Below are 18370 nucleotides of genomic sequence, written 5' to 3'. Positions count from 1 at the left end.
ATACCCCCACAGTGGACTTACACCACCTAGTCGATTGCCATGCACGGCACACATCAAAAGCCGACTTTCCTGTCGGCTTTTTTTATGGGAAAAAAACCAAATCAGCAGATTTGGTTTAATATTTGAAAAATGGAAAGCCCAAACAAACTCTGAAATGAAACCAACTAGTATCGCTGAAGCCTTTGAGCTTACCAAAAAATTCACGCGTAGACCCGGCAATGAGGACCTTCTAAAGCTCTATGGGCTCTACAAACAAGCCACCGCAGGTGACAACACCGAAGAAAGACCCGGTGGATTTGATTTTAAAGCTGCCGCTAAACATAATAGCTGGCTAAAATTCAAAGGCAAATCCAAGGAGGAAGCTGAAGCCATGTACATCTCTTTAGTCGAGCAACTTGCCAAAACCCACATTTGAACAAATAACCAACTCGAATTTAACGAACAGACCTGAGAACTATCTCAGGTTTTGTTTTTGGTAGCAAACCAAGAGGCAATCGCCGATCCGATCATCAATTGCTGAATATGATAAAGCATTACGGGCAGAAGGACCAATCCAAGCAGTGCAGGATCCGGGAAAATCACCTTTCCAATGACCACCCCGTGTACTAAAGATTTTTTGGAACCACAAAAAAGAGCGGTGATTTTGTCTTGTAAATTGAAATTGAGTAAGGAGGTAGAAAAATGAATCACTCCCCAAAGTAGAAGAAATAACCCCAACATACTGGCTGATAGGGAAATAATCGTCGAAAGGGAATAACTGGAAAATACCTGCTCCTTAAAAGACTGAGCAAACGCGGTGAATACAATAACCATGATCACCGATTGATCGATGTACTTTAGTTGCTTCAAAAAGGGTTGTAACCTGGGAAACAAATAGCGGTGCATTAGTACCCCAACTACTACCGGCAACATCACTTTATAAGTCAATTCCAAGAAAGTCGGCAAAAAATCAACAGAAAACTCTCGGTCAGTTCCACCCAAGAAACCCATCCAAGCTGGGGTGATCAACACCCCCAGCAGACTCGAAATACTGGCATTGAAAATTGCTGCGGGAATATTGCCTCCTGCTATGGAAACCATCACAACCGAAGCGCTTACCGTGGACGGTAAAGCAGATAAATACGTCACTCCAAGTTTGAAATCAGGAGCGATCCAAGGCATCCAATTCAAAACTACAAGAATCACAACAGGGAAAATTAAAAACGTAAACCCCTGAATCAAAACATGAAGTTTCCAATTAACCAGTCCTGCTCTGATTTGTGCAGGATCAAGCTTGACCCCATACATAAAAAAAACGACAGCAATACCAATATTGATGATCGGTTTCCACGGTACAAATGAATCCTCCGCCCCAAAAGCAGGAAAAAGCCAAGCGAAACAAATAGCCATCAAAAGGCCTGCTAAAAACCCGTTAAGTCCTACTTTTTGAGCGAGTTGAAGGATTTTGCTCATCAATTCATCAAACGCTTAAAATTATCACAAAGTACAGCAGTCGCAATGGCCACGTTTAAGGATTCTGCATCCCCAAAAGAAGGGATGGTCAATTTTCGATTGACGAGCTTTTCGATTTGAGGTGAAATCCCGTTCGACTCATTGCCCATCACTAAAACACCCGGCTGAATTACTTCCAACTCATGAACGGATTCTCCCCCGAGAAAAGCACCGTATATGGGCAACTTCCATTGCTCCAATACTTGGGATAAATCGGAATAAAAAAAGGATACCCGAGTAAACGATCCCATGCTGGACTGGATTACCTTGGGATTATAGAAGTCGGCAGTGTGGGGTGAAAACACCAATTTTCGGATGCCATACCAATCAGCAATCCGGATAATGGTTCCCAGATTTCCCGGATCCCTCACCTCATCCAAGGCTAAAATCAACTCCTTATCCGATACCTCAAATGGTTCATTTCCTTTCATTTTTACTACAGCCAAAGCCGAATTATTACTTTGGTAGTGACCGATGGACTCAAGTTGTTTTTGACTTACTTCCTCTGCCACAACCCCTTTAGTCTGGATCAAGGGATCATAGTGAGCTAAAAATGTGTTCGTGCCAAAAATGGATTCAATGGTAAAATCTGAATCCAAAACTTCGATTACACTTTTTTCGCCTTCTACAAAGAACATCCCACTTTCGATGCGGTATTTCTTTTGATGTAAGGATTTTATAAACTTAGCTGTATTTTTGCTAAACATTAGGACGATCTTACATTTTGAAATTCACCAAATATATACTTTTTCTTTCGCTCCTGGGACTCTCCTTTGGCTGCTCCCTGACCAAAAAACTTCAGGAAAATGAATATGCCTTGTTTGAGGTCGAGTTAGAGGGGATTGAAAAAGCAAATGAGGAGGAGTTAAGTGCTCTAAATCAATTGGAGCCCAATCTAAGAATCCCCCTCATCAACCGCTCTGTGGGCGTATCGGTTTACCGAATTGGTCAGATGTTTTATGATAGCACTCAAGTCAAAGAAAAGCTTGAAGAAAAACAAGATGAACTTGAGCGGATCAATGCGGCCTTGGACAGTTTGGGAAATGAACGAAAACTTCTTAACCGGGCCGATAAGCTCCGATCACAAATCGAAAGTCTGAAGGAAAAAGAAGAGTTTGGAAATTCCTTGATGCGGACAGGGAATCCGGTGACAAAATTAGATACCGCAAAAATCGAAAGCTCCCAAAAAAACATGGAGGGCTACCTTAAAAACCATGGTTTTTTTGATTCTAAGGTCACGTTTGAGGTGAAAACAGAAAAACAGAAAGCCTTTCTGACGTATCGAATCGATGAAAAAAAGCCCTATGTGATTGATTCCATATTTACCCGAAGTGAAAACGAAAATATCTATAAGGTCCTCGAACGGCATCAGCAGAATTCAAATCTAAAAGAAGGAAAAATATACGATCAAAATGACATTGTATCTGAACGGGATCGGCTGGAAGACTTACTCAAAAACAGTGGGTTTTACATGTTTTCCAAATCTTACGTGGAGTATAATGTCTACCAGGATACCGCAGCAAAAAATGTACGGATTGAACAATTGATCCGAAAACCGACTTTTGCCGAAAAACATGAAATTTACAGCATCGATTCGATCAATTTCAGGATTAATCCACCCTCGGATGAATTTTCCGATCGGCAAACTCAACGAAGCTATCGAGACATTCAGTTTCGCTTTTACCGGGATCGCTATTCAGAAAAAATTCTAGCTTCTCGTATTTTTCTTGAAAAAGGGAGTCCTTACAACCGTCAAGACGTGATTGAGAGCCAACGGCAAATTAGCAATTTGGATTTATTCCGATTTGTGAATATTACTTTTGACACCTTAGGAACAAGCCTCACGGCAAATATCTATACCCAACCCAATCAGAAATATCAGCTTACTAACCAGGTGGGATTAAGTGTCACTGAGCAACTTCCCGGACCTTTTTTCAGTACTTCTCTTCGAAATAGAAACTTCTTTCGAGCCGGGGAAATATTGGAATTTAGCTTTCGGGCAGGATTAGAAGGGGTTGCTTCCGCAACCGACCAGGGGGTCTATCAAAGCCGGGAAGTAGGCGCATCTACTGCGGTAATTTTTCCTAGATTTTTGGTTCCCTTTGCCCCTTGGACCTTGGATAAGTTTGGCCGATACAATCCCAATACCCGAACCCAGTTGAGTTTCAACCATACCAACAGACCAGAGTATACCCGAAACAGTTTAAACGGGCAATTGGCTTACACTTGGGCTACTCGAAATCAACGCCAGCAATTCACAGTAAACTTGACTGATATCAGTTATGTACGTACCCCAAATATTACTGAGGATTTCTTTAATGTTCTGACTGATTTGGCTGACCAGGGAAATAATCTGATTTTTTCTTTCTTACCCTCATTTGTCAGTTCCGTTTCGGTACAGTCCACCATTAATTTCAATCAATATGGAAATTGGCGAAGCAGTCAGGCCTCTTTATTGCGATTGTATTTGGAAAGTGGGGGTACCACCCTAAACTTCATCGATGTGCCCAATAATGCCGAGGAGGGTCGAGAATTTGCTAATTTCCAATGGTTAAAATTGCAAGCTGATTTTAGACGATATTATCCTCTTGACAACAAGCAGACTCTAGCCTATCGCGCAAATTTTGGAATTGCCCAGCCTTACGGGGTCAGTTCAGGAATTTTGCCTTACGAAAAATACTTTTTTGCCGGAGGAGGGACAAGCATTCGAGCTTGGCAAGCTAGGCGTTTGGGACCCGGAAGTTTTACTCCTGACAGGGGATCGGATGGGTTATTTGATTATACTTTTGAGCAGCCTGCCGAAATGATCTTTGAAACAATGCTGGAATACCGTCGAAAAATTTATGGGTATTTTGACATGGCTTTATTCATTGACGTGGGTAATGCTTGGGATATCGGGGCCGACCCTTCGCGTCCTGGAGGTGATTTCAGGTTTGATCGGTTTTACAAGGAACTGGCAGTAGGTTCTGGAATTGGCCTGCGGATGGACTTTGATTTTTTGATTATCCGGCTTGATTTGGCAACCAAAGCCATTGATCCTGCGCAACCCGAAGGTGAGCGATGGATTTTGGACAATGTATCATTTAAAAATCCTTTCGGAGTCAGAGGGCAGACTGTTCTCAATTTCGGAATAGGATATCCATTTTAACAGCATGAGCAGAAAAAGTAAAGAAGAAATAGCCCAGATCTACCAAAATATGCAAGATTATATTTGTGGAGAACTAGAGCGCCAGGATGGGCAGGGAAAATTTCACGAAGATCTATGGCACCGCGAAGAAGGTGGTGGAGGCAGAACTCGAATCTTCAAGGAGGGGAAAGTCATTGAAAAAGGAGGAGTAGCATTTTCAGCAGTCCATGGCCCTACGCCTAAGAAAATTCTTCAAAAGTTAAATCTGGAACAAGCCAATTTTTTTGCCACCGGAGTATCCATTGTCCTTCACCCAAAAAGTCCCATGGTACCCATTATCCACATGAACATTCGCTATTTTGAAATGGATAACGGCACGCATTGGTTTGGGGGTGGGATCGATCTTACCCCACATTACATAGTAGCTGAAGATGCGGCGTATTTCCATCAGGAAGTCAAAAAAACCTGTGACCGTTTTGACACCTCCTATTACCCTAGATTCAAGGCCTGGGCTGATGAGTATTTTTATCTCAAACACAGAAATGAAACCCGGGGAGTTGGCGGTATTTTTTACGATCGCTTAAGTGCCCATGACGACTCAAGTTTTGCCCAGATTTTAGCATTTAGTTTGGCTTTAGGAAAGCTTTTCCCAGCGGTTTATGGCTATTTTATGAAAAGAAATGCCCAAATTCCATTTGGGGAAAAGGAACAGCAATGGCAAAACTATCGTCGCGGACGATATGTTGAATTCAATTTGGTTTGGGATGCAGGAACCAAATTTGGACTGGACACCAATGGTCGAACAGAAAGTATACTCATGAGTATGCCTCCACAAGCCAACTGGACCTATATGTTCCAACCTGAGCCGGGTAGTCCGGAAGAATTCACCTTGAACCATTTAAAAAAAGGAATTGATTGGCTGGAGATTTCACGATGATAGAGCAGATTAAAGCTTGGGATGAACGCCTTTTTATATGGCTTAATGGATTTCATTGGGACTGGCTCGACCCGGTAGTATACCGTGCCACTGAGACGAGCACTTGGATCCCCCTTTACTTGTTACTCATCTATTTGATTTACAAAATCGATCCCAAAAACAGCTGGTGGGTTTTTGGAGGGGTGGCGCTGACTATTTTAATTGCCGATCAGAGCACATCAGGCTTTATGAAACCCTTTTTTGAGCGACTTCGTCCCTGTCATGACCCGCGATGGGATGGGATCATTCACAACTATGGCAGATGTGGGGGATTGTATGGTTTTGCATCTTCGCATGCGGCAAATACGGTTGGATTAGCCGTATTTTTAAACCGAAAACTCAAAGGAAAACTTCCCTATCTTCGCTGGCTTTACCTTTATGCCTTTTTGGTGAGCTATACGCGGATTTATCTTGGAGTTCATTATCCAGCTGATATTTTGATTGGGGCACTAATCGGAACTATGGCGGCTTGGATTTCCTGGTTTTTTGTGGTTTTTGTCAAACGGGAACTGCTGAAAAAAATATTAAGGTAACTACCAGCAGATCTCATCCAACTGTTCCCAAGACAACCGATCCCACTAGTTCCCGTTTACTACCTTGCAAAGCAATCAACAAGCTATGATCGTAAAACCAATAAAAACACTGGAATTCAATGAGTTACTTTTGAATTTAAAAAATCAATTTTCCGATTACTTGGTCTATCCTTTGAATTCCTTCCCCCAAAAAAGTATTTTGGTAAAAAAATCTGGCACCCTAGGTGCACAGGTAAGCCTTCATAATCACCAAATCTTAGTGGATGCCTGTTGCCCAAACCTTTTGCTATCCGGATTGATTGGCTTTTTAAGTACCGTTTTTCCACCCTATTCTAAATTCGAATCACAAATTGCGGATTTTTTGAAAAAGGAATACAGTTGAATTCAACTTATAAAAAAGGCCTCCGGAAATCCGAAGGCCTTTAACTCAATTTTTAATGAATACTACGCCGCATTCCGGGCCGCATTGATAATCCCAAACATACTTCTAAGCACCAACCGCTGCAACACTTCAGAAGGCTTTCCATCTTCAAGCATTTTCTGAATAGCATATTGTTGGATCGTGATCAAAGGCAATACAATTCGCTCCCGAATTGAAATCGATGCTTTGCTCACCAAATTATCTCCCATCAGCTCTTCGAGTTGAGAAACCTTTTTAAGCTGATCCACCGACCGCCCATATTCCTCAAACATCAATTGCCAAAAGTCACCGTAAGCCTCGTTGTTTTTTAAGTAGGAAGTCGCCGGATAAAAGCACTTATTGAGCGATTGCATGGAATTTCCAAGCAGCGTTCGGAAAAATAAACTTTCCTGATACAGATTTTTTAATTCCTTCAACCCTTTCTTTTTCTCCATTTGAGAAATCGCGGATCCCACGCCATAAAACCCGGGGATATTTTGCTTCATTTGAGCCCAAGAGCCCACGAATGGGATGGCTCTCAAGTCTTCAAACTTCAGCCCTTCTCCCTTCCCTCTTTTCAATGGTCTAGAACCAATATTGGTCATACCGAAGTATTTCAAGGGGGTCACATGCTCCAAGTATGGCACAAACTTGGGATGATTTTTAAATTCTTTGTAAGATTCATATCCTAGATTGGCCAGCTCCTCAATCAAATCCCGCTGGGCTTGATTTAGGTTTCGCTCAGCATCGGCATAAAGATGATTCTCCAAACCCGCACTGAGTAATTGTTCGAAATTGTAGGTACACGAAGCTTGTTTACCATAATTTGCTGAAATTGTCTGTCCTTGAATGGTAACCTGAATCTCAGCATTTTCCACGTTCTCCCCCAGGGAAGCGTAGAAATTATGCATATTTCCACCTCCGCGTGCGGGAGGTCCTCCTCTCCCATCAAAAAAGACCACTTGAATTCCATTTTCACGAGACACTCTGGTCATTTCTTCTTTTGCACGAAGAATTGACCAGTTTGCCTTGAGGTATCCCCCGTCTTTAGTCCCATCCGAAAAACCCAACATGATCGTTTGTTTGTCTCCACGGGTGGAAAGATGTTTCCGATATTCCGGCAGCTTATAAAGCCAATCCATGATTTGGGGAGCCTCAGCCAAATCATCGATAGTCTCAAATAGCGGAACAACATCCAAAGGAAGCTGCTCCTTTCCTTCTCCCAAAGTCAATTTTGCGAGTTGATAGACCTCTAGCAGGTGTTTGGCCGATTGGCAATTGGAAATGATGTAGCGATGAAGAGCCGCTTCCCCATTTTTTTCTTGAATGGTTTCAATGGCACCAAAGGATTGCAGCATCTCACAATGAAACTCTTCCTTGAAATACGCCACATCTGGAAGACTCGAACAACTTAAAATTTGTTCAATTTGTTCGTGTTCTGTTTCAGCAAATTCAATCCCTTTTAATTTGAATATTTCCTCCCAAAGACCATCATGTTTACGACTGTCCTGACGCATATCCATGTAGGCAAAGTGAAAACCAAAAATTCTGACCTTCAAGATAAATTCATCCAAAAGCTCCAGGAATAATCCTTCGTGGTGAGTAACTAAAGCTGCCCGGGCCTCCTTTAAATCAGCAAGCAGTTGATCCAAGTTTTCATAGACCGATACTTCTTCAAATAAGGTGGAATAAATGCCTTTTTCCACTTTCAAAATCACCTCTTCGACATGCTTGAACGTAAGTCTGCGTCGCAGCTTGCGCAAATCTCGGTAGTAACACCTCAGTACCCATTTTTTAAGTCGCTCAGCTACCTGAAGTGTAGTCTGATGGGTAACAAAAGGATTGCCATCACGGTCTCCTCCCGGCCAAAATCCTACCTTAAGCAAGCCGGGATTCTCCCATTCGTTTAGCGGGATATTCAAGCTGGAAAGCAAACGAATCGTAATGTCAGAAATACTTTGGTAAAAAACATTTTCCAAATACCAAATCAAACTTACAGCCTCTTCGTAGGGACTTGGCTTTTCCCGATTGATAAATCCAGTTTTACCCAACTGCTGAAGCAATAAATTGATCCGGCCAATGTCATCTTTTCGAATGGCATCTTCCAGGTCTGTGATGATCCCTAAAACATTTCCTGGGTAAAACTGGGTGGGGTGGGCAGTTAAGGTCAATCGAACGGAAAAAGTTTTCAGCTTTTCGATCAATTCAGCTTTTTTATGGTCACTTTCTGCCCGATTGATCATCGCCCGAATCGAACCTTTCCCTCCTAAATCATTGATTTTTTCATAAGCCGCGTCTTCGATCGAGTCAAAGAGTACGACCTGCCGTTCCACGTATTGGATCATCTGAAAAAGTAAATCTGTTCGCTCTTTATCCGGATTCTCCGGAAGCATTTCCTCAAAAAATCCCTCAATTATTTCCCGGGGCGTCTTCTTGGATTCAAACCCTTTTTGACAAGCCGTGGATAACAAGGGAAGCATGGTCCCTGTCCTGAAAATGTGGTCAAAAGGGAGATCTAAAAATAAAGAGTTGTAAATCGTAAAGCGTTTAGCGACTTCCGTATCGTAGGTTTTATACATTCCAATTAATATTTTTTAGCCTAGCAAATTACTAATTTTGTTAATTTTTAGCGAATAATCTACAAATTCATTAAAAAAAAGAATGTTTCTTTTACTATTTTACAGAGCCAAACGCACTTTTATTTATCCACATCCCCAAGACTTCGAATGCTTAAATTCACTATCTTTTGGCATGAAAAACCCAATTTACTTTCTTTTCCTATTCCTTGCAATGGCCTGTTCTAGTCCAAATCAACATGAAAATGAAATGACTTATCGCTTTTTACTTGGTAGCTATACCGAAACAGAAAATCAAGGAATTGACCTCTTGGAATTCAACCCAACTCAAAACCGGTTTACCGTTAAAACGGTAGCCACCGGAATTAAAAACCCCTCTTTTGTCATTGCAACCAAAAGCGGGAATTTAATCTATGCAGTAGAGGAAACCGCAGGAGATGAAGGTGGGAAAGTATGGGTTTTTGAGCGAAACGAAAATGAGGATAAGCTCACTCCGCTTTATTCAGTTCCATCTCAAGGAAATCATCCTTGCCATTTGGCGCTTTCTCCCGATGAGCGTTTTTTAATTGTGAGTAATTATAGCGGTGGGAATTTTACGGTATTTAAAATACTCGAAAATGGGCAGTTGGAGCAGAAACAAGTTATTCAGCATACCGGAGGCAGTATCAATCCAGAGCGGCAAGAAGGAGCGCATGTCCATAGCGCCACCTTTGACCCCTCGGGCAACTACCTGTTGGTTGCCGATTTAGGCAAGGATGTGGTGGCTACTTATCGCTTTGATGCTGCTTTGGAGCAACCCATTGAACACCTAGTCGACAAGCAGATGACAGCTGGAGACGGTCCCAGACACTTGACGTTCTCACCGGATGGAAGGCAGGTTTTTGTAGTTCAGGAATTGACCGCTGTAGTGGAAGTTTTTGATTTTCAAGAAGGAATACTTACTTCTCGACAGCGACTGGACTTGACCCCTCCTAATTTTGAGGGAAATGTGGGGGCCGCAGAAATTCGGATTTCGACTGATGGACAACACCTCTATGCATCCAATCGTGGCGATGCCAATACGCTTTCTGTTTTCACAAAAAATGAAAATGGAGACTTTTCAGTTACTGAGCATATTCCTTCTGGGGGAATTATGCCCAGAAATTTTAACCTCACTCAGGATGGCAAGTACCTGATCGCAGTCCATCAAAAGAGTCATGATATCGTGGTTTTTGAGCGAGATCAGCAAACTGGTAAGTTAAGTTCGACCCCTTGGTCGATTCAAGCACACCAACCGGTTTATTTATTTGCTTTGGAATCCTTATCAGGTGTCTCCCAGGATTCTGAGGACTGATAGTAAATCAAACCATTTTTGACCAGCAATGGAGATTGAAGATTATTATGATACAGCTTCCCTGTTCCTAACCCCTGATGAATTTCACTACGATGAAAGCTTGCCAACTGGGCAATGGCATTTAATCCGACATTACTTTCCAGCGCGGAAGTCATCCACCAACCTATATTTCGAGCTTTAGCTAGTCGAATCCATTCGGAAGTTTCCCGGAACCCTCCCAAGAGCGTTGGTTTTAAAATAATGTGCTGAGGTTGGATACTATCCAATAGGTTCTCCTTGTCCCGAACTCCAATCAGTTCCTCATCGAGTGCGATGGGAATAGGTGTACTGCTGCAAAGTTGGGCCATCTCCCTCCATTGCCCCGAGGGGATGGGTTGTTCGATGCTATGAATATCCAACTCGGCTAATTTTTTTAATTTCACCATCGCTTCCTCGAACCGAAATGCCCCATTGGCATCCACTCGCAGTATAATTTGATCCGAAGAATAGGTCTTTCTGATGTGGGAGAGCAATTCCAGCTCCTGATCAAAATCAATCGCGCCAATTTTCATTTTGATGCAGTTAAAACCCTCATCGAGTTTTTGTTCGATTTGATCCAACATAAACTGCCGATCTCCCATCCAAATCAACCCATTGATAGGAATAGGTTTAAACTCATCCCGAAAATCATTCTCAAAAAATTGCTTCCTCCCTCCCGAATTCCAGTCCAAAACGGCCATTTCCAATCCAAATCGAATGGAGGGAAACTCCCAAGAAACCAATTGCTCAACCTGGTCAAGTACTTTATTTTCCTGGGATGACCAGTGTATTTGTTCTGCTATCGAAAGAATCTCCTGGAGTTTCTGCTCAAAATCCGGTCGATCATCAATACTCAAATTAACCAGAGGAGCTGCCTCTCCCCACCCCTCTACCGAACTGGAGGATTCTCTGGCACGAATCCACCAAATTTTTCGTGAATTCAATATCCCTCTGGAAGTCCCTGCCTCAAACCGGAAGCGAAGTGTACGATCAATTAAGTCAAATTTTAATCTGGTGGATTTCATGGGTTTTATTTCAAAATTGGAGCTAAACAACGATTGACGCTATATTTGCAAAGCAAAAGCCGTCGAAAATGTTTGATCCAAAAATAGAACTTAAAGATTACCAATACATCCTCCCTGAAGAACGAATCGCAAAGTTTCCCTTGGTAGAGCGAGACCAATCCAAATTGCTCCATGTTCAGAATGGCAAAATCAGTCACCATCATTTTTATAATTTGCCGGACTTATTGGATTCAGATTCGCTTTTAGTTTACAATAACACGAAAGTAATTCCAGCCCGATTGATTTTTCAGCGAGAAACTGGAGCCCGGATCGAAATTTTTTTATTGCAGCCCATAGCCCCAAGCACAGTGATCCCCGAAATCATGCTTTCCACTCAAGATGTTAGCTGGGAAGTCATGATCGGTAATGCAAAAAAATGGAAAGATGGCGAAGTTTTAAAGGGTCAAATCAGCTATCAAGGTCAAAGAGTGGTCTTGGAAGCCCGGCTTGAAAACCGGCAGAAGCAACTCGTATCTTTTCACTGGGAAAGCGATGACATTTCCTTTGTGTCCCTGGTCGAAGCGAGCGGTGAAGTCCCCCTTCCTCCCTATCTGAACAGAAAACCCGTGGCTGAGGACAAATCCCGGTATCAAACCGTGTATTCTAAAAAAGAGGGGGCAGTTGCTGCACCGACAGCTGGATTGCATTTTACCGAAGAGGTTTTTGATCAGCTTCGGAGAAAAGGAATAAAAGAGGCAGAGCTAACCCTACACGTTAGCGCAGGTACTTTTCAGCCAATCAAAGTGGCCAATATCACCGAGCACGCCATGCACAGCGAGCAGATTCACATTCAGCGTGAAACCATACAACAACTACTTGAGCAGAAAGGAAAAACGATCGCCGTCGGGACGACCTCGGTCCGGAGTCTGGAAAGCCTTTATTGGTTTGGAGTGAAAATTTTGGAGGAAAACAATCCGGCTTTTTTTATCGAAAAACTTTTTCCCTACAAAGAACGAACGAAACTACCCCCTAAAAAACAAGCGTTGCAAGCGGTATTAGATCAAATGGATCGTGAAAATCAAACTGAAATTATGGGGTCCACCGAGATTTTCATTTTCCCGGGATATCCCTTTCAAATGATTGAAGGATTGATTACCAATTTCCACCAGCCTGGATCCACGTTGGTTCTGTTAATTGCTGCAATTTTGGGCGAAGACTGGAAAAAAGTGTACCAAGAAGCCTTGGATCAAAACTATCGGTTTTTGAGCTACGGCGACAGCAGTTTACTTTGGATTTGATTTATTCCCCACCCAATTTTTGAATCCCTTCGATCAGTTTCTGGTAATAGGTCCTTCCGATAGGGATAAATTCATTTCCCACTCGAAGCTCCCGCGTATTGATCGCAAGAATTTCATCCAATCGCACGATGTAACTTTTGTGAATCCGCATAAATTCGTTTCCTGGCAACGTTTCTTCAAATTCCTTTAGAATATTTCGAATGGAAAGTTCAAACTCCTTGGTCACCAACGTCGTGTAATTACCATCTCCCTTAAGCCAAAGAATCTCCTGATATTTAATTTTGACCAGTGATCCATCGTGACGGACAAAGATCGAGTCCCGTATTAATAGGTCGGAAGGTTTCTTGATGCTCATTGCTTTCTCCACCTTTCCGTTACCATTTTTTCGAACACTTTCAATTAATTCATTCATTAGTAATCCCCATTTGAAAGTCAACTCAATGTAGAAAGTCATTGTTCAGAAAAGTAAAATAATAAAAACCAAAGCTGTTCTTTTTTGTACTTTTGAACCTATGCGAACCATGACTTTTATTCTTATGGTGGGACTTTTTGTTCTGGGCTCCTGTGATAAAAAGAATGACCCAACTCCCAATCCGGCCGAGGATGAGGAAGTTAGCTTGCAGATCAATTCAATATCACTTCAAGATTGGACAGTTGGATCTGAACTAAAATTTGAAGAAAGCTGGAGCCTTAATCTTCAACACGCTGATGGGAGTTCACCGATTACCTTCCTGATAAACCCCAACAGTTCTCCCATACCAGAACGAATTGAGGTAAAAAAAGGAACTTACCGCTACAGCTTTGAGTCAGCCTCTGCCCCTACTTTTTCGGACTATCTCCCTGTCAAACTAGCAGGAGAATTTGAAGCCGAAACCCCCAATCAACCCGTCAACTTAACCGGAGTGGCAAAAAGCAAAGGAATAGTTATTCAATTGGATTATGATTCATCCCCCCCTAAATTAGCCGAACCCCAGCTCATTGATTTCTATTCACTGAATAGTGACTACTACCTTTATTACAATACCGCAGATCTACTTAAAATCAGTATACCCTTACCGGAATCTCAGGGATTTTTGACACAGTTTCATCTTGGAAATACAGCCCCCCTGTCAACGAGGTATCAGGTAGCATGGCCAGAAAACAATGATTTTTATGAAAATTCAATCAAACTGGATGAAAATAAATGGCCCCTCACACTTATACCTACAACAGTAAGTCATTTGGAAGAATCTCAGAATGAGACTTCCGGACTTGCCTGGATAGCTGGAAACCTTTTTTCCATCAATGACGGCGAAAACACGAATGAAATTCATCAAATCGATCCTTTTTCAGGTGAAGTAGTCCGCAGTATCGAAGTGGCCAATGCAACCAATGTGGATTGGGAAGATTTAGCTCAAAGTTCCACTCATCTTTTTATCGGAGATTTTGGAAACAATATGGGAAACCGTAAGGATCTTAGCATCTATAAAGTATTGATCTCAGACCTACTCAATCAAGACGCTGTTCAAGCAGAGAAAATTAGTTTTAACTATCCCAATCAGACCGACTTTAGTCCCAATAACATGAACCATGAATTTGATTGCGAGGCCATGGTTTTCCAGAATGACAAGCTCCATCTTTTTACAAAAAATTGGGTCTCTGAAAGCACTGACCACTACGTTTTACCTTCAGAGAAAGGAAATTACACTGCCGAATTTTTAGAGAATTTACCACTAACCGGGTTACTCACAGCAGCAGACCTCGACCCCGTTTCAGGACAATTGATTTTAATGGGATTTCGCCGTTTGGGAAGCAATCCCTTGGAGCAATGGCTTTGGTTCTATCGAGGTCTTTCTGAAACCCATGTCCAAGGAGAGGTGCGAAAAACCAAAATAGGGATCATTCCACATAGGGGCTTTCCTGAAGGAATTGCCTTTTGGGAAAAGGGGAACATTTGGATCAGCTCAGAACGCTTTGTTTTAGAAGGAGTGTATAACATCCCCCCACAAATCGGAATAGTAGGATTAGAAGGACTTTTTTAATCCAAAGAAGCCATTTTTTTTGCGTTACTTCGGATAACCTCATCAAGCTCTTGAGCCAAAGGCTTTAAATAAGAGAAGTACTTTTTATTTTCTTCATCCAGCTTATGATGATCAATCAGATCAAGCAAACCCAACATGGAAGAAAGTGGTGACCGTAAAATATGGGATGGCTTCAATGCCAGCTCCTTCAATTCATGGGTTTCAACCTCTAGCTGCCTGATGCGACTGTAAAATTTCGTCACATCGATTACTTGGATCAAAATCCCTTCAGTTTGACCATAATCATCTAAAATCGGGCTGGTTCGAACATTCCAAAAACTGATGTCTTTTTTAAAATCAATTCGTACATCCACCGTCCGCTCATTTCCCTCAAAGGCCTGAACAATGGCTTTATTGACCTGATCTTGCCTTTTTCCTGCCCATTGACTTGAAAATGGAGTCCCTGTTTTTAATTCGTCCAAATCAATGTTTTTAGAAAAATCAACAGCCGCCTGATTTTGCTGGACAATGGTAAATTGGCGATCCACCACCCAAACAGCTCCCTGAATGGCGGCAAGTTGACTGGCAGAAAAGGGCGCAATGGAAGGTTGAGACTTATGAATTCTTTTCGAAGGGGACAACAGAAAGGTAAATCCATTAGAATGTTTACTCAGTAAGCCTGCCAAAGCTACCCGATTGGGAAATTGGGCAGGTATTTTCAGAAACAAAGGCTGATCGTTGATTTCAAGATTTTGGATTTTCTCTTGCTCAGAAGGGGTAAATGCGAAGGTAGTTGAATTTAAAATAGATTGATTGAGGAAAGTGTCGGACGAAGAGTCCAGCCATTTGATCACTTTTTTATCTAGGTGCTTGATTTTGAATTCAGAATCGATTTCTATTTTTCCAAAATGTAAAATTTCAGCCATCCTCTCCCAAGGAAGTTCTTGCTCCAAAAACTTCAAACTCACGCCTAAACCGACAAGCCCGACAATATCCATTTCACTGTTGAGAACCATGGAAAACTCCCACCAGACGGAATGACTTTTATCGCCTACGGGGAAATTGAGCACAATATTTCGAGCATCTTGCGGACGGGAAATCATCTGATCCAAAAGTTCCGAAAAATCAACGGAAGACTCTTGATCCAATCCACTAAAAAAGTTGTCATTGAGTTTGAGATTACTCTTGTTTAGCAATAAGTCATTGGCATCCAAAAGCAACCCTTCCACATCCAGCAATGCAAAATAGAAATGGCTAGACTCCATCAGGAAATCAGGCAATAATTGTTCGGAGTTTTGGACCTTGATCATGATTAAGCTCCTCAAACAGGAGTATTTTATCCTTTTTCAATCCAAATATTATTAAAAATATTGGTAAAAAAAATGAAGAAATTATAGCTAAATTGGTGATTTTCAACCCATGGCCAAAACAAAATTTTTTGAATTCAGTAAAAAGTAAAACTCAGAACAAAAAATGCTTTTCGTCCTGTAATCGGTTAAGAAAAAAATCACATATTTTTTTAAAATTATTGTACCAGGTCAGAATTGTTCTTAAAATCCATATAATCGATTTCTTTAATCATCAAAATAAGTGCATCAGAAAACACCTGTTTACAGACGCTGACCTGATAGGGAAAATTATAATCCCCTGTTTTAGAAATTGGAGTAGAACCAAAAAAACGGAGGATTTCTACCTCAGAATCAGATTTGATCGCAATTCGATCATTTTTCGTTTGACAGTTTTGGATAAGAAATGTCCCAGCATTGGTTTGAATAATCATAGGAAATACAATTGAAAATCAAAATTAAAACTTGTAGAGAATGAAAAAATACCCAGTACTGGGTATTTTTAAAAAAACTGAAATATTTCCTGACATAAATTGACATTGATACTCAACCAATTATAAAATCAATAAAAAAGTGGGGTAATCGAAGACTTCAGCCTTTGGTAAAATCTGATCAATTCCTTTATATTTGCAACGCTTTAGGCAATTGGGTACGCAGGTGAAATTCTCTCTGAAATTTCGTACAAGCCCAATTGAAAAGCGAAATTAAAGAGAGTTGGGTGAGTGGCTTAAACCAGCAGTTTGCTAAACTGTCGTACGGGTCAAACCGTACCGGGGGTTCGAATCCCCCACTCTCTGCAAGGAAAAACCCTAACTATCTGAAATCTTAATAGTTAGGGTTTATTTTTTTATAATCGGTAGCGAATTAAGTAGCGATCCTAGATCAGTCCTAAAAGTTGGGGAGTTGGGTCAATAGATTTCCTTTGTTGCAAAAAAGAATTGGAAGAAAAGGTTTACCTAGGTTTGCTTTTGCCTCAGGGGCTTTTGGAATTTTTTAAGGTTACTTCAGCAGTCCTAAAGGACAATGCTTATCATATTTATCTGGAGGAGCTCAATATTCATCCTGAACATCTGCAGGGTGTCAAGTTGATTTCAAAAGGTTTTTTGATGAAGTGACGGTTCAGGATTTTCCCCTTCGAGGGAAAGCCTATTTCCTGAAAATAAAAAGGAGAAAGTGGTTCTGACCGAAGACAGGGGGATTGAGAAGGAAAAAATGGAACGTTTCGCTCACCGACCGAAACGGGCAAAAATCTCGATGTACTCCGAAGAAAATCGAAAAAGGCTTGCCCCCCTAAAGGAGGTTCGAGCTAGGCTTCACGAAACGGCCTTCCTGAGTCCCAGGCTTGCCAGGACTTCCGAGAAGGGTATGTGTAGTGAAACAGTAGCCGTGGGGAGTGAAAGCCCTTTCCAAGAGTGGAAAGAAAAGAGCTGTCATTTTGAAAAATAGCGCAAATGAATCGGAACGAAAGGAGTGTGCGAAACGGAGGGAAATGGCTTAAGGATAGTAGTGGAATTCCTTTCTCAGCTAAAGAGAAAGATAATTAGCGTAGAGTCTGACCGAAAGGAAGCCTCTATAAATCTATATTAATATGAAAAATTCCGACCTTTACCCTCAATTAAATCCACTATGTCTACACCTATCCATGTCAGCAAAAAGCTGGAAAAACTGATCAAAAAGTACGTTACTCCTTCTGGTTCGACTGAAACCACAGGAATCTTAGGAAAATGGAATGCTACTGTCTTTTATACCAATCGAAGAAAAAATTGGTTAGTCTACAATCCAAAAACTCACTATTCCCTGATTTTGGAAAACCTCTCGGCGAAAGACTTACCTAATATTAGGGAGATGATCGCCGAAAAGTTCCAACTTCAGCTAATTGTAGATGGCATCGATGCAACCCAAGCGCAAGTCAATTGGCTCTTGGATGAAATTAATTTCCACCCCACAGATGCTGATCGAAGCGCTACTGCTCTTATCAACCAGCTCTTGTATATCATAGAATTTCATCAGCATCCTGAGTACTACAAGAGCCTTGCTGAGCTCAACTTCGATTTAAATGACAGAATATTCAGCTTGGATGGCTCTTCCAGATTTTCTCAGCTTACCAAACCAAAAGAGCAAATGAAAAAAATACTAGGTATTTATCTGGCTTCAAGTTAAGACAAGCCCATCAACCCAAGCCAGTTGAACTGATTATTGAAAAACATTTTTATATAAAAACATCGATAATCAATTACTTCTTTTTTGGCAGTGTATTAATCGTTTCAA

Annotated in this window: 15 protein-coding genes and 1 tRNA gene; 9 read left to right on the top strand and 7 right to left on the bottom strand. The window is 41.5% G+C overall.

From position 1 onward, the window contains the following. The first annotated feature begins 154 nt into the window (after window positions 1-154). A complete protein-coding gene (locus Q0L00_RS17685) occupies window positions 155-415 on the top strand; it encodes an acyl-CoA-binding protein (RefSeq protein WP_297338223.1) in 261 nt (86 codons plus the stop codon). 44 nt (window positions 416-459) lie between these two features. On the opposite strand, the gene Q0L00_RS17680 is transcribed toward Q0L00_RS17685, so the two are convergent. Next, window positions 460-1452, bottom strand: coding sequence for a bile acid:sodium symporter family protein (locus Q0L00_RS17680; protein ID WP_297338222.1), 993 nt, complete (start codon window positions 1450-1452; stop codon window positions 460-462). Continuing rightward, window positions 1452-2198 (bottom strand): RNA methyltransferase, encoded by a 747-nt coding sequence (locus tag Q0L00_RS17675; protein ID WP_297338221.1) that lies wholly within the window; start codon window positions 2196-2198, stop codon window positions 1452-1454. The genes Q0L00_RS17680 and Q0L00_RS17675 overlap by 1 nt, the downstream gene beginning before the upstream one ends. A 17-nt stretch (window positions 2199-2215) precedes the next feature. Between Q0L00_RS17675 and Q0L00_RS17670 the strand changes: the two genes are divergently transcribed. Genes Q0L00_RS17670 through Q0L00_RS17660 form a run of 3 tightly spaced genes read left to right on the top strand, consistent with a single transcriptional unit; the run spans window position 2216 to window position 6127 of the window. Then, the gene (locus tag Q0L00_RS17670; protein ID WP_297338220.1) at window positions 2216-4639 is read left to right on the top strand and encodes a BamA/TamA family outer membrane protein; all 2424 of its coding nucleotides are present in this window, start codon (window positions 2216-2218) and stop codon (window positions 4637-4639) included. Between the two features lie 4 nt (window positions 4640-4643). After that, complete coding sequence (gene hemF / locus Q0L00_RS17665; protein ID WP_297338219.1) at window positions 4644-5555, top strand: oxygen-dependent coproporphyrinogen oxidase; 912 nt, start codon at window positions 4644-4646, stop codon at window positions 5553-5555. Next, a complete protein-coding gene (locus tag Q0L00_RS17660; protein WP_363318564.1) occupies window positions 5534-6127 on the top strand; it encodes a phosphatase PAP2 family protein in 594 nt (197 codons plus the stop codon). The genes hemF and Q0L00_RS17660 overlap by 22 nt, the downstream gene beginning before the upstream one ends. Before the next feature lie 444 nt (window positions 6128-6571). Here Q0L00_RS17660 and Q0L00_RS17655 read toward each other — a convergent pair whose 3' ends face one another. Continuing rightward, complete coding sequence (locus Q0L00_RS17655; RefSeq protein WP_297338218.1) at window positions 6572-9106, bottom strand: phosphoenolpyruvate carboxylase; 2535 nt, start codon at window positions 9104-9106, stop codon at window positions 6572-6574. A gap of 172 nt (window positions 9107-9278) precedes the next feature. On the opposite strand from Q0L00_RS17655, the gene Q0L00_RS17650 reads away from it, so the two are divergent. Further along, the gene (locus Q0L00_RS17650; protein ID WP_297338217.1) at window positions 9279-10436 is read left to right on the top strand and encodes a lactonase family protein; all 1158 of its coding nucleotides are present in this window, start codon (window positions 9279-9281) and stop codon (window positions 10434-10436) included. On the opposite strand, the gene Q0L00_RS17645 is transcribed toward Q0L00_RS17650, so the two are convergent. After that, entirely contained in the window at window positions 10382-11479 is a 1098-nt protein-coding gene (locus Q0L00_RS17645; protein ID WP_297338216.1) for an o-succinylbenzoate synthase, read from the bottom strand. The two genes, Q0L00_RS17650 and Q0L00_RS17645, sit on opposite strands and share 55 nt — an antisense overlap. A 68-nt stretch (window positions 11480-11547) precedes the next feature. On the opposite strand from Q0L00_RS17645, the gene Q0L00_RS17640 reads away from it, so the two are divergent. After that, window positions 11548-12756: an S-adenosylmethionine:tRNA ribosyltransferase-isomerase gene (locus tag Q0L00_RS17640; RefSeq protein ID WP_297338215.1), complete on the top strand. Its 1209-nt coding sequence runs from the start codon at window positions 11548-11550 to the stop codon at window positions 12754-12756. A 1-nt stretch (window position 12757) separates the two neighbouring features. On the opposite strand, the gene Q0L00_RS17635 is transcribed toward Q0L00_RS17640, so the two are convergent. After that, window positions 12758-13168: a LytTR family DNA-binding domain-containing protein gene (locus Q0L00_RS17635; RefSeq protein WP_297338214.1), complete on the bottom strand. Its 411-nt coding sequence runs from the start codon at window positions 13166-13168 to the stop codon at window positions 12758-12760. Window positions 13169-13277: 109 nt separating this feature from the next. On the opposite strand from Q0L00_RS17635, the gene Q0L00_RS17630 reads away from it, so the two are divergent. Continuing rightward, entirely contained in the window at window positions 13278-14777 is a 1500-nt protein-coding gene (locus Q0L00_RS17630; protein ID WP_297338213.1) for a hypothetical protein, read from the top strand. On the opposite strand, the gene Q0L00_RS17625 is transcribed toward Q0L00_RS17630, so the two are convergent. Both Q0L00_RS17625 and Q0L00_RS17620 read right to left on the bottom strand, forming a co-directional pair. Continuing rightward, window positions 14774-16066 (bottom strand): PAS domain-containing protein, encoded by a 1293-nt coding sequence (locus tag Q0L00_RS17625; protein WP_297338212.1) that lies wholly within the window; start codon window positions 16064-16066, stop codon window positions 14774-14776. The genes Q0L00_RS17630 and Q0L00_RS17625 overlap by 4 nt on opposite strands. 215 nt (window positions 16067-16281) lie before the next feature. Then, entirely contained in the window at window positions 16282-16536 is a 255-nt protein-coding gene (locus tag Q0L00_RS17620) for a hypothetical protein (RefSeq protein WP_297338211.1), read from the bottom strand. 274 nt (window positions 16537-16810) lie between these two features. On the opposite strand from Q0L00_RS17620, the gene Q0L00_RS17615 reads away from it, so the two are divergent. Beyond that, window positions 16811-16899: transfer RNA gene (locus tag Q0L00_RS17615), tRNA-Ser, on the top strand. Window positions 16900-17728: 829 nt separating this feature from the next. Continuing rightward, complete coding sequence (locus tag Q0L00_RS17610) at window positions 17729-18262, top strand: hypothetical protein (RefSeq protein ID WP_297338210.1); 534 nt, start codon at window positions 17729-17731, stop codon at window positions 18260-18262. Window positions 18263-18370 lie beyond the last annotated feature (108 nt).

This window comes from Algoriphagus sp., from assembly GCF_024305035.1.
Lineage (GTDB): Bacteria > Bacteroidota > Bacteroidia > Cytophagales > Cyclobacteriaceae > Algoriphagus.
This window is presented reverse-complemented; position numbering and strand designations above follow the sequence as displayed.

Excerpts from the sequence above, each read along its gene's own strand:
- Q0L00_RS17685 (WP_297338223.1), top strand. The coding sequence starts at position 155 with ATGAAACCAACTAGTATCGCTGAAGCCTTTGAGCTTACCAAAAAATTC.
- Q0L00_RS17680 (WP_297338222.1), bottom strand. The coding sequence starts at position 1,452 with ATGAGCAAAATCCTTCAACTCGCTCAAAAAGTAGGACTTAACGGGTTT.
- Q0L00_RS17675 (WP_297338221.1), bottom strand. The coding sequence starts at position 2,198 with ATGTTTAGCAAAAATACAGCTAAGTTTATAAAATCCTTACATCAAAAG.
- hemF (WP_297338219.1), top strand. The coding sequence starts at position 4,644 with ATGAGCAGAAAAAGTAAAGAAGAAATAGCCCAGATCTACCAAAATATG.
- Q0L00_RS17655 (WP_297338218.1), bottom strand. The coding sequence starts at position 9,106 with ATGTATAAAACCTACGATACGGAAGTCGCTAAACGCTTTACGATTTAC.
- Q0L00_RS17650 (WP_297338217.1), top strand. The coding sequence starts at position 9,279 with ATGAAAAACCCAATTTACTTTCTTTTCCTATTCCTTGCAATGGCCTGT.
- Q0L00_RS17645 (WP_297338216.1), bottom strand. The coding sequence starts at position 11,479 with ATGAAATCCACCAGATTAAAATTTGACTTAATTGATCGTACACTTCGC.
- Q0L00_RS17640 (WP_297338215.1), top strand. The coding sequence starts at position 11,548 with ATGTTTGATCCAAAAATAGAACTTAAAGATTACCAATACATCCTCCCT.
- Q0L00_RS17635 (WP_297338214.1), bottom strand. The coding sequence starts at position 13,168 with ATGAATGAATTAATTGAAAGTGTTCGAAAAAATGGTAACGGAAAGGTG.
- Q0L00_RS17630 (WP_297338213.1), top strand. The coding sequence starts at position 13,278 with ATGACTTTTATTCTTATGGTGGGACTTTTTGTTCTGGGCTCCTGTGAT.
- Q0L00_RS17625 (WP_297338212.1), bottom strand. The coding sequence starts at position 16,066 with ATGATCAAGGTCCAAAACTCCGAACAATTATTGCCTGATTTCCTGATG.
- Q0L00_RS17620 (WP_297338211.1), bottom strand. The coding sequence starts at position 16,536 with ATGATTATTCAAACCAATGCTGGGACATTTCTTATCCAAAACTGTCAA.
- Q0L00_RS17610 (WP_297338210.1), top strand. The coding sequence starts at position 17,729 with ATGTCTACACCTATCCATGTCAGCAAAAAGCTGGAAAAACTGATCAAA.